Origin of the sequence: Streptomyces sp. NPDC058877 (assembly GCF_042742855.1) — a bacterium.
In the GTDB taxonomy this organism is placed as follows: domain Bacteria; phylum Actinomycetota; class Actinomycetes; order Streptomycetales; family Streptomycetaceae; genus Streptomyces.
On sequence record NZ_JBHYMF010000217.1, the window covers coordinates 1 to 10,788 of the forward strand.

Sequence of the window (10,788 nt, forward strand, 5' to 3'; positions counted from 1 at the left end):
CAGCAGGCACCGATCACTTACGAACAACAGTCAGCTACCCTGATACTTGCCGCATAACGACACGAACAGGTGTCCACCCTCCGGGGACAAGGCCCGAGAGGCCCGCCGCCGGTCCTCGCAGGGACCGGTTGAAGCTGGAGGCAGGCTGAGCCCCGGGTTGGGGGTGAGGCCGGAAAGCAGCTTCGACAACGTAGGGGCGGACCGACACCACCAGACGGTTCGTGCCCGCAAGCGAAGACGGAATGGGTGCAAGGAAACTGAACCAGTGGTTGACGTCCCGTGAGTCGTCAGCGGCCTGCCGAACCTGGTGGATGGGCCGCTATGCAGTGCTGGAGAGTGCTCTATCCGATGGCCTCTCCTCTCCCGCCGCCTTTATCCCATGGGTTTCGGGAGGCCCGGACCAAGACTGCGATGTGCGGTCCGTGGCGATGCTGCCGGGGTATAGCTGGGCACCGAAGCCGTCGCAGAGATCCTCAGTGAACGTGGGAAGCGATCTGGCATCGCCCTTCCCGTCCGGCAGCCGGCCGGACGGCGGGCAGGCGCAATGCCCGCTGATGACGCCAGATCGTGGCGGAGTCGCCGTAGTACTCGGAGACCGGGAAAGCCGGTCACATGGGGAAGGGCGACAGCGTGATGGCAGCAGGACTGCTGTCGGGGAGGAACGTTGTTGAATAACGACGCGCCGTCGACAATGTGGCCGGGCAGTATGACGGCCGAGCGACGGGTACTCGATCATCAGATCAAGCTGCACCGATGGGCAAGGAACGAGCCGGATCGCCGGTTCGATGATGTATTCAACTTGATCTGCGACCGGGCTACTTTGGTGGTGGCCTGGGGGCGGGTGTCTGGCAACCGGGGTGCCAGGACAGCAGGTGTGGACGCGGTGACCCGCTACCACATCGAGGAACGTCATGGAGTGATTCCGTTCCTGGAGGAGCTTCGCTCCTCGCTCAAGGGCGGGTCTTTCACTGCGCTGCCGGTCAAGCAGGCGGTGATTCCCAAGAAGAACGGCAAGGTCCGTTACTTGGGTATCCCGACACTGCGGGACCGCGTCGCGCAGATGGCCCTCAAGCTGGTCCTGGAGCCGATTTTCGAGGCCGATTTCTACCCGTCCAGTTACGGGTATCGGCCTGGGCGTCGGGCTCAGGATGCCATCGCCGAAATCCACCGCTTCACCCGCAAGCCGTCGACCTACGACTGGGTCATCGAGGGCGACATCAAGGCTTGCTTCGACAACGTCGACCATCACGTCCTGATGGACCTGGTGGCCGAGCGCATCAAGGACCGCAAGGTCCTGCGGCTGGTCAGCGCGTTTCTGCGGGCCGGGGTTGTCGAGCTGCACGGTGGATTCGCGGAGACCCTCACGGGCACTCCGCAAGGAGGAGTCGCCTCTCCGCTGCTGGCCAACGTCTATCTCTCTGTCCTGGACCGGCATTTCTCGCGGATCTGGAACACCGAGATGAGTCCCGGCTGGCAACGGCAAGCCCGGCGGCGCAAGGGGCTGCCGAACTACCGTCTGGTGCGATACGCCGACGACTTCGTCGTGCTGGTGCACGGCACCAAGTCCGAGGCCGAAACGCTCAAGGCGGAGATCGGTGAACTGCTGGCCCGCAGGCTGAAGATGACCCTCTCGGTTGAAAAGACCCACATCACCCACATCGATGACGGCTTCGTCTTCCTGGGCTTCCACATCCAGCGAAGGCCCTTCGGCGACGGCCGTCGCGTCGTGCTCACCATTCCGTCCAAGCCCGCCTTGGCATCGGTGATGCACAAGATCAAGAAACTGACGGGGCGAAGTACCACGTCGCTCTCGTTGGAGGAGGTGCTGCGGTCGGTCAATCCGGTCCTTCGGGGCTGGGCGGCCTATTTCCGCTACGGCGCATCGAAGAGAACGTTCTCCTACCTCGGCTGGTACGCGTGGTGGAGGCTGCTTCTCTGGATTCGCTACAAGCACCCCCACCTGACCTGGAAACAGCTGCGGCGCCGCTACTACGGGGCAGACCGCATCACCGAGGGCGGGATCGTCCTCTACAACCCGGCGAAGATGCGGGTCCAGCGATACACGTTTCGTGGAGCGCAGATCAGCACGCCTTACAACATCGACGAGGTCGATCCCGACGGAGCACGCTTCCGCCGGACGAACCACGACGATGTGGCCTTCGTCGGCCAGGTCAGCGAATACCTCGCCTGATCCAGCGGATCACGTGGAGAGCCGGATGCTCGGCCAACGGGCACGTCCGGTTCGGCGGGCGGGGACGGGAAAACCGGCACTGGAAACAGTGCACGGCGTCTCGTCCCCGACCCAACACATGGAACTCGACCGCCGCGGCGCCGAACTCCTCTTCCAGGTTTTGACCGAGCGGGAGGAGAAGAACAGCGTGGCGATCGCTTCGAACGAGTCCTTCTCTGGCTGGACAAAGACGTTCACCGATCCCCGCCTCTGCGCGGCCATCGTCGACCGCCTCACCTTCGGCGGCAACATCATCGAGACCGGCACCGACTCCTACCGGCTGGCAACCACCCGTGCGCGCGCTGAACAGCAGGTCAGCTGAACCGCCCCCGAGGACTTGATCTCTGCCGCGAACGAGTTCTAGGGTCGGCCCACCCGACGTCTTCCCACTGGAAGTGTTCATGCCTCGCCGGTCACCGGGCGAGATCAGGACGCAGCTCCCGCAACGCCGAGCGCAACATCGGCGGGCACCCGTGATCCGCGGATTGTCCGCCTCGGCGAACAGGCAGATCGCCGACTTCGAACGGGGCCACGGCCTCCCCGCAGGCGAAGTCGCGCACTCGTTCCACCGCTGGAACACGTCTGTCCGCCGGTCACGCGCAGACCACGAGCCGTTCTACGAACGCGATGACACAGACCTCCGCAACGGCGAGTATCACGTCCGCACGCTGCTGGAGCTCACCCTCCATGCTCTGAGCTCGAAGGCACGACGCGAGCTGAGCGCAGTGATCGGTCCCGCAGACGAACGCGTGCTTCACCGCACGCTCAACAACCCCTTCGCACCCCAAGACCTCCCCTGGTGGATGCGTCGAATAGGTGTCTGAACCCCCAGCCGTTCCTAGTTCTGGCCGACATCTCCAGGCATCTCAGGCCAGAAGCGTTGCCAGCACTGGCCGACATCCGTTTTTCGTTTTCACCTACGCAGCCATTACGGAACTCGGCGAGAACAAGGAAACACTGACCGGCACCCCGCAAGGCGGCATCCTGTCCCCACTGCTGGCGAACATCGCCTTGTCGGCGCTCGACGAGCACCTGCACGGGCCGTGGGAACCAGGCGGGACGATGGCCACCGAAGGTAAACGCGCCTACCGGCGCCGCAAAGGTCAACCCACGTGGCGGGTCGTCCGCTACGCGGATGACTTCGTCGTCCTGGTGCACGGCACCGCGGCCGACACCGCGGCACTGCGCGAAGAAGTCGCTGACGTGCTCGAACCTCTCGGTCTGCGTCTGTCGCAGGCCAAGACCCGGATCGCGCACATGAGTGACGGGTTCGACTTCCTTGGCTTCCGCATCCAGTGGAAACGCAAAAGAGGCACGACCAAGTGGCACGTCTACACCTTCATCGCCGACCGGCCCATCCGGTCGCTGAAGGCGAAGGTCCGTGCTCTGACAGGCAGGACATCGCAGCAGGATCTTGCCACCGTGCTGAAGAGACTCACTCAGATCATGCGCGGTTGGGCCAACTACTTCAAGCACGCAGTCGCCAAGCATGTCTTCGACAGGCTCGACGCCTTCGTGTGGTGGCGTCTTATCCGCATGCTGCGGGAGCGTCACCGATGGAGTTGGGGCGACGTCCGCCGCCGGTTCACCACCCCCACCGGGCGGTGGCGACCCATCGCGGCGGACGGGGTTGAGCTGTTCCGCATCGCATCGGTCACGGTCAGCCGTTACCGATACCGGGCCAGCACGATCTCCAACCCATGGCACCCTGCGAACCCCGTCTGACGGCAGAGACCGTGGAGAGCCCGTTGCGCTGAGAGGCGCACGGCGGGTTCGGCGAGAGGTCCGGAGAAACGGACCGGGAGCAATCCCGGCACCGCGCTCCGGGCCTACTCAGCGATCTGTGCACGGTGAGTGACGGCGTCGCGGGGCGGTCGGCGTTGGGAAGTTGCCTGGAATTCGCCAGTAGCCGGGCCGCGGTGGCCGACAGTGCGGGACCGTGGATGAGTTGGTGCCCAAGCTGGAGGGGCTGCTGTTTCCGTCGGTCGCAGGCGTCACCGTGCTGTCGGTCGACGCGGACATCGAGTCGGTGAACGTGAGGGTCAAGTCCTCGGCGGTGGGGCACAGCTGCCCGGGCTGCGGTGGATGGTCGACCCGGGTCCACAGCTCCTACCTGCGGTTTCCCGTAGACAGTCCGGTCGGAGGGAGACGGGTCCGACTGAGCCTGCGGGTGCGGCGCTTCGTGTGCGGCGACCCGTCGTGTGGGCGGCGGACCTTCGTCGAGCAGATCAAAGGTCTGACCCGCCGCCACGGCCGTTGGACCGAGCAGTTACGGGCGACCCTCGCCTCGGTCGGCCTGGCGCTGGCCGGGCGGGCCGGTGCCCGGATGGCCGCCGTGTTTGGGGTGTCGGTGAGCCGGAGCACGGTGCTGCGGCTGGTCGGAGAGCTTCCCGATCCGCAGCCGCCGGCCCCGCGGGTGGTGGGAGTCGACGAGTACGCGACGCGCAAGGGTCGCACCTACGGGACGGTGCTGGTCGACGCCGAGACCCGCCGGCCGGTGGACCTGCTGCCCGACCGGGAGGCGTCGAGCCTGGCGGCCTGGCTGGCCGAACGACCGGGCGTCGAGGTCGTCTGCCGCGACCGCGCGCCGTTCTTCGCCGAAGGCGCCACCGAGGGCGCGCCGCAGGCGGTGCAGGTCGCGGACCGCTGGCACTTGTGGCACAACCTCAGCGAAGCGGCCGAGCGGGCTGTCGCCGGCCACCGACAGTGCCTGCGCGCCGCAATTCCGTTGCCCGGTCGAGACGGCATCGTCGAGCCGGCAGGCCGCGAGGAGAATGTGGACCAGCCTTGGCCGACGGACCACCGGTTCGCCGACCGCACCCGGGCTCGGCACGCCGAAGTGCACGCCCTGCTGGCCGCGGGGCACAGCAGACGCGCCGTCCAGCGGCAGCTCGGCATGACCTGGCGCACGGTCAAAGCCCTCGCCGACGCCGCGACCCCGGAGGAGCTCTTCCGGGGCCAGTGGCAGAACCGCCCGTCCATCCTCGACGAGTACAAGCCCTACCTCGACAACCGCTGGAACGAGGGCTGCACCAACGCCTGGAAGCTCTGGGAGGAGATCGTCCCGCTCGGCTACAAGGGCAGTTACCAGCGCGTCGGCGCCTACCTACGGCGAAAGCGGACCTCTCCCCGGCCCGTGACCGCGCAGCCACCATCGCCCCGCACCGTCGCGGGCTGGATCCTCCGACGGCCCGCAGCACTGTCCGAGGCCGAGCAACTCCAGCTCAAGACCGTCCTGGCCCACTGCCCCGAGCTCGACGCCCTCACCCGGCACGTCCGCTCCTTCGCCGTCATGCTCACCGAGCGCCAGGGCGAGCGGCTGCCGGAATGGCTCGACGCCGTCCGCCGGGACGACCTGCCCAGCCTCCACACCCTCGCCGCCGGCATCGACCGCGACCGGAACGCCGTCATCGCAGGACTCACCCTCCCCTGGAACTCCGGCGTCGTCGAAGGCCATGTCAACCGGATCAAGATGCTCAAGCGCCAGATGTTCGGCCGCGCAGGCTTCCAACTCCTTCGCAAGCGCGTCCTATTAGCGTGACTGAGCGTCGCCGTTCCGCGAACACCGAGGCCAGCAGCGATCACGGCTCACGGGGTGTCGGCGCACAGCGTCAAGTGACGCAGCGTCGTGTATGCGAGGTATCCGTGCCATGTGTCCACCATCGGAACCTGGCGAGCGAACTGCACGTAGGAAGTGTTCCCGTCCAGCACTCCCGTCAGCACTTCGCCATCCTCGCCTCCGGCTCGCTGTGCGGCGCGGGCGCAGGCCATCAAGGCGGCGCCGACCGCCGGGTGGGACGGGCCGTGGAAGTCGGCAGGCCAGTCGATGGGCCGTACCACCTTCGGTCCCAGCCAGGCGGTCAGGACATCCGCCACAACGCTCCACAGCTTGAACGGGCTCAGCAGGTGCGGAGTCTGGGCTATTCCATCCGGTCTGGCACCGCTCGGTCCCAGGAGTTCAACGAGAGGGCGGTCAAAGAGGGCCCAGGCGTCTCGGTCGAGGTTGTCGGTGCTGTTGGTCGCGTGAACCAGGTTGAAGACGGGGTTCAGGGCTCCGAAATCGCCGCGCAGAGTGCCCGGTCGGGCCCGGTGGGGAAGGGCATCCCCCATGAATCGGCCCGCGAGCTCGGCTGCAGCTGACCTTTCGCCCGAGGCCCGGCTGCCCTCCCGCTCCAAGAGCAAGGCATGCACCGGCCCCAAGCAGTAAAACACTGCGCTCAGGTGCCGATCGATTTGGTCTCCGGTGTGGGTGTCCGCGTTGAGGATGAGCTGGTGCTCCGGGCTCAGGAACAGCTCTCGGAACCCGCGCAGCTTGTAGCCCCGGTCGCGTGTCCAGAGGGAGATGAGCCGAGTGAGATGCTGGGCCACCCCGTCTGGCTTGACTATGAGAAGGGCGAAACGGTCCGGGTCGAGCAAGGAGGGCTCCTGTGCGAGCACGATCTCACGGGGCGCTCCGACTGTACCTGGAGCCCAGGCCAAGCCAAATTCGTCACTCCGCGTCGCCATTTCACGGAAGTTGAGCCAGAACCCGAGTTGGATCTGGCACAGATCTTGGGTAGCCGTCACGGCGGGTCACCGATGCAGCATCTTCCACGCCCTGGACGACGTACTCGGCTTGGATCTGCCCTGCAGGTAGTCCGGGACGGTGGGGGACACCTGGGGCACGCTAGGCTGCGGTTCTTCGGCGGATGGGGGCATGGCATGTGGCAGTGGGGGATACGGGTGGTCGTGCTCGGCGCGGCCCTGGTGGTCCTCGCTGGCTGCGGTTCCAAGACCGCCGAGACCGATGAGGAGGCGACAGGCGCGGCCACGGCCGCCGCCTGGACGCTCGCCGCTCCAATTCGCGTCGACGGTGTCCGTACCGCGGACGGCGGCCGGTCTCTGGTGGTCGATGCCGAAGTCCCCGACGGGGCACGCGACTGCGTCCGCAGCCTGCGCGGTGAGCTCGACACCGTCGAGCACGGCACGGTATACGTGAAGGTCACGTACGAGACCCGTTCCCAGGACCGGGACTCCGGCTGCACCGGCACGCGGCGGGTCAAAGCGACGGTGAAGCTGGGCGAGCCCCTGGGCTCCCGCAGGGTCATGGTGAACAGCATGAACGTGTACACCCCCGTCGGTGCCACGCCACCCGCCCTACGCCAGTGCGGTGAGAACGGCTGCGACCCCACGCCGCCGCGTTGCACCTCGTCCTCGTACCGGCAGGCGGTCAACGACACGGACATCCCCAAGCACACGAGCTGGGAGGAACGCGGCTGCGACGACACATGGCTGGTGCTGGACCTGTCGACCCGGATGGGGCCGGTGTGCGGTGATGCGGGCGACGGATGCTCCTCCTCTGGTGTCTCCCAGCGCTGGTTCTACCGGGCCGAATCCTCGGGCTGGCGGCCGGTCGCCACGAACGGCGATGCGGGGTGCGCCGGGATCCACAAAGTCCTGCCGGAATTGCCCGAGCACCTCTGTGCGTCGCTGCCGCGGCTCGACCGCGGCTGATCTCCCAAGCCTGCGGCTGCTTGGTTACTGGAGCAGGATCATTGCTTCAGGACGATGGCTGTGCTCTGCACGACGAGGGGGCCGGGGTGCTGCCGAAGTCCAAGGTCGATCTGTACGCGCCGAACAGCAGGTCACAGCCAGCTGACTCCCCACACAGCTCAAAGCGCGATCGGTCGGTACTTCAGGGCCTCAGCTTGTCTCCTACAGCTTGACGATCTATGGAAGCTTCAGGGTCAAGCTCAGCACGCCAGCCCGGCAATTCCTTGTCCAGCCATTCCTCGACGGTCCGCCGCCAAGGGTCGGTGGAGTCAGTGTCGACGACATCGGCCCAGGTGTCTTCAGCGGCGTCCGGATCGACGACGAGGCTGTCGAGGTAGGCGTCGAAGTCGTCAGCGACCTTGGTGAAGAGCCCCTTCGACAGGTATCCAGGGTGAGGGATGCCATGAACGAAGGCATGGAGCTGACCATGGGTAGCCGGGTTCAGGTCCAGGAACAGGGTGTCGCTCCCGCCGTTGCGGGCGATCGGCAGAAGCCCGGCCAGTGAGACCTCATGAGCGAGCCACCCCTCACGGCTGCGGCGGTACTCGCCCAGCAGGGTGCCCCAGCCGTATTCGCCATCGTCGTCACGGCCGAGCTGATAGAGGTCGTCGAAACTCTGGAACGGCTCCGGGTCACAAGCCGGCAATCGAACCGAGTACGTGAGGCTCTGCCCGCCCGCCGCCTCCAGGAACGAGCAGTAGGAACGCGGCAGTGGCAGCCCGATCTCCCGTTCGAGACCTTCAACTTCACCGCTCTCGAACGGCCTGAACGGCCCCACGACCAGGCGCCCTCGATACCAGCGCGACAACTCCTCAGGCACGGCCAGATTGTCGCACTCCGTGGCATCCCGGAATCCCCCAGGCCCCCGTGTTACTGAACGTCGGGCTGAGCACGTTCATCCATACCTGCCTGAGCACTCCGACAAGTACGCGGACAGCAGTCGTCGGACAGGGGCCGGTGGGCGTGCATGTCGGTGCGGAGGACGTTCGCCAGGATCAGGGCGTCGCCGGGGTCTGACTTCTTGCGCGAGACGGAGTGCCGGTCGCGGTAGCGGGCGGCCGCCATCGGATCGATCGCGAGCACCTTGCGCGTGCCGGTCCGCAGCACCGTGTCGACGGTCAGCGAATTCCCCAGGTCAAACGCCAAACGATTCCCACCAGCTCGACGCCTCGGGCCGCAGGCGGGAGGTGCACCACGTTGACGCCTGACCGCCCTGATATCCGGTCGACGGGCCGGACCTTGTAGCCCTACTCTCGCGCGGTGACGAACAACGTGGAGACTGGCGAGGACTTCCGCGCTCTGCTCCGGTGCCTCAGTCAGCGCTTCGAGGGCCTCGGGGCCGATGCGCCGGAGATCGACGACATCCTGCTCCGCTGGGCTGACGCCCTTCCTGAACAGGCTCCGGAGCCCGGCTGGCCAGGCCTGGCCGACCAGTTGCTCTGTGCGCTGGACGCGCCGTCGGCCGGGCTCGCCGAGCCCGCGCCCCTTGGAGACGAGCCGCTGGTCGCTTCGCCTGGAGAGCTACGAGTCCTGCTGCTGGCCCTGGCCGCCGACTTCGCCCGCAATCGCGCCTGGACGGCAGACCGGCTGGCCCGAGGACTGTGGGCCGGTGACGGCGGCGGCTGGGCGAGCGGCTCGATGGCCCAGTTCCTGGAGTCGTGGGAGTCGTGGCTCGGTGTCATGCTCGGCAGGCCACCAGCGTTCCCGGGCGTCCCACCGATCGAACCGGTGACCTGGGCCTCTGTGGCCTGGCAGCTCGGTACGGCCCGCGTCTATGAGTGAAGCCACCCAGCCGGCCTGATCAGTGCGGTTGGTCAACCTGATCAGGCCGGCCAAGCCCGGTCGGACGGACCACTTGTCGGTGGGGTTCCGGGGCCGCTTGTTCGGCCGGTAGCTGGGTCCGTTCATGATGACCTGAGGTTCCCCCGAGATGCGGGAAACCTCAGTGCGGGCTGACAAGGCGTACGCCTCCCGCAAGAACCGCGCCTACCTGCGCCGTCGCGGGATCCGCTGCACCATCCCGGACAAGGCCGACCAGGCACGCAACCGTCGAAGACTCGGCTCCCGCGGGGGCCGGCCGCCGCATTTCGACCCGGTCGACTACCGCGAGCGTCATGCGGTCGAGTGCGGAATCAACCGCCTCAAGAGGAACCGCGCGGTCGCCACGCGGTACAACAAGCTCGCCGTCCGCTACGAAGCAACAGTGCTGGTCGCAGTCATCAACGAATGGCTTTGACCAGCACTCTCGCAACGGAACCGCGCTAAACAAGCCTCGGCGCCCGCGGGCGCCGACGTGCCCGTCGCGATGTGCCGAGCCTGAAACCTCACAGGCTTCGCGCGCGCCACGCGCTCCATACCAAAAAGCCGCCCAGGACAACCACCTGGACAAGGGACGCGGACCAAGCTCCCATCAAAAGGGGGAACAACGCGGGGAGAAGCAGTAGCGTTCCACACGCCGCAGGGAACACCCCGACGCCTCCCTTCCGTGCCAGGAGGCGGGCGATGACCACCAGCGACAGTGAGGGAAGGCCCTCGATCGCGAAGAGAGCCACAAGGAGGTCAATGTATTCCTCGACGGCTCCCCCTTCCAGGAGCATGAGCGCGCCGAGGAAGGCGACCCACGCACCACAGAAGACCACCAGGTACCTGTAGACATCCCGCCCGATCAACGTCCCGATCTTCGCCACACCACTCACCGATATTCCTCCCCGTGACGTCGCGGTCGGGCCACCGGTATCGACGAACGACGACGGGTACACCCTGACACGCCAATTGAACGCGTTCAAGGTTTCCTTCGGGAGGCAGGAGGGGGCACCTGGAACCGGTGCAAAGCCCGCACCGCAGCGGCGAACTGCACTTTCACAACAAGCCCTGCTCGGGGATCAGCGCAGGCAGGGCACGGAGTCCCAGCAGCCATATCAGGGGAGCCTCAGTAGCTGTTGTCGTTCCGGTCTTGAGGGGTGGGCGTCGAACGGGAGTCTCGATCGGGTGATCGTGGCCGGCTGTGGGCATGAAGGCAGGGCCTC

The 10,788-nt window shown here is 66.6% G+C and carries 9 protein-coding genes and 2 pseudogenes; 7 read left to right on the plus strand and 4 right to left on the minus strand.

Annotation, left to right across the window (positions count from 1 at the left end; all coding sequences use genetic code 11):
* Nucleotides 1-664 precede the first annotated feature (664 nt).
* The 4 genes and pseudogenes from ltrA to ACFW2Y_RS31260 all read left to right on the plus strand — a co-directional run bounded on the left by ltrA (nt 665) and on the right by ACFW2Y_RS31260 (nt 5,771).
* Nucleotides 665-2,191, plus strand: a complete 1,527-nt coding sequence (gene ltrA, locus ACFW2Y_RS31245) for a group II intron reverse transcriptase/maturase (protein WP_384885814.1) — start codon at nt 665-667, stop codon at nt 2,189-2,191.
* Between the two features lie 115 nt (nt 2,192-2,306).
* Nucleotides 2,307-2,552 (plus strand): annotated as a pseudogene (locus ACFW2Y_RS31250) (ATP-binding protein); the annotation flags it as partial.
* A 494-nt stretch (nt 2,553-3,046) separates the two neighbouring features.
* Nucleotides 3,047-3,955, plus strand: a complete 909-nt coding sequence (locus tag ACFW2Y_RS31255; protein ID WP_384885816.1) for a group II intron maturase-specific domain-containing protein — start codon at nt 3,047-3,049, stop codon at nt 3,953-3,955.
* 214 nt (nt 3,956-4,169) lie between these two features.
* On the plus strand, nt 4,170-5,771 hold the full coding sequence (locus ACFW2Y_RS31260; protein WP_384885818.1) for an ISL3 family transposase: 1,602 nt from the start codon (nt 4,170-4,172) through the stop codon (nt 5,769-5,771).
* A gap of 47 nt (nt 5,772-5,818) precedes the next feature.
* On the opposite strand, the gene ACFW2Y_RS31265 is transcribed toward ACFW2Y_RS31260, so the two are convergent.
* Nucleotides 5,819-6,646: a nucleoside-diphosphate kinase gene (locus tag ACFW2Y_RS31265; protein ID WP_384885820.1), complete on the minus strand. Its 828-nt coding sequence runs from the start codon at nt 6,644-6,646 to the stop codon at nt 5,819-5,821.
* A 285-nt stretch (nt 6,647-6,931) separates the two neighbouring features.
* Here ACFW2Y_RS31265 and ACFW2Y_RS31270 point away from each other — a divergent pair, with 285 nt between their 5' ends.
* Complete coding sequence (locus ACFW2Y_RS31270) at nt 6,932-7,723, plus strand: hypothetical protein (RefSeq protein ID WP_384885822.1); 792 nt, start codon at nt 6,932-6,934, stop codon at nt 7,721-7,723.
* Nucleotides 7,724-7,904: 181 nt separating this feature from the next.
* Here the strand turns inward: ACFW2Y_RS31270 and ACFW2Y_RS31275 are convergent, their stop codons facing one another.
* Nucleotides 7,905-8,582 carry an SMI1/KNR4 family protein gene (locus ACFW2Y_RS31275; RefSeq protein ID WP_384885824.1) on the minus strand — a complete coding sequence of 226 codons (678 nt, stop codon included), beginning with the start codon at nt 8,580-8,582 and terminating at the stop codon, nt 7,905-7,907.
* Between the two features lie 119 nt (nt 8,583-8,701).
* Nucleotides 8,702-8,866, minus strand: a pseudogene (locus ACFW2Y_RS31280) (transposase); the annotation flags it as partial.
* Between the two features lie 156 nt (nt 8,867-9,022).
* On the opposite strand from ACFW2Y_RS31280, the gene ACFW2Y_RS31285 reads away from it, so the two are divergent.
* Both ACFW2Y_RS31285 and ACFW2Y_RS31290 read left to right on the plus strand, forming a co-directional pair.
* Complete coding sequence (locus ACFW2Y_RS31285; RefSeq protein WP_384885826.1) at nt 9,023-9,544, plus strand: hypothetical protein; 522 nt, start codon at nt 9,023-9,025, stop codon at nt 9,542-9,544.
* 148 nt (nt 9,545-9,692) lie between these two features.
* A complete protein-coding gene (locus ACFW2Y_RS31290; protein WP_384885828.1) occupies nt 9,693-9,998 on the plus strand; it encodes a transposase in 306 nt (101 codons plus the stop codon).
* An 88-nt stretch (nt 9,999-10,086) separates the two neighbouring features.
* On the opposite strand, the gene ACFW2Y_RS31295 is transcribed toward ACFW2Y_RS31290, so the two are convergent.
* Entirely contained in the window at nt 10,087-10,548 is a 462-nt protein-coding gene (locus ACFW2Y_RS31295) for a hypothetical protein (RefSeq protein WP_384885829.1), read from the minus strand.
* Between the last annotated feature and the right edge of the window lie 240 nt (nt 10,549-10,788).

What these genes read in the sequence shown, in the direction of transcription:
- ACFW2Y_RS31290 (WP_384885828.1), top strand. Translation starts at nt 9,693, where the DNA reads ATGCGGGAAACCTCAGTGCGGGCTGACAAGGCGTACGCCTCCCGCAAG.
- ACFW2Y_RS31270 (WP_384885822.1), top strand. Translation starts at nt 6,932, where the DNA reads ATGTGGCAGTGGGGGATACGGGTGGTCGTGCTCGGCGCGGCCCTGGTG.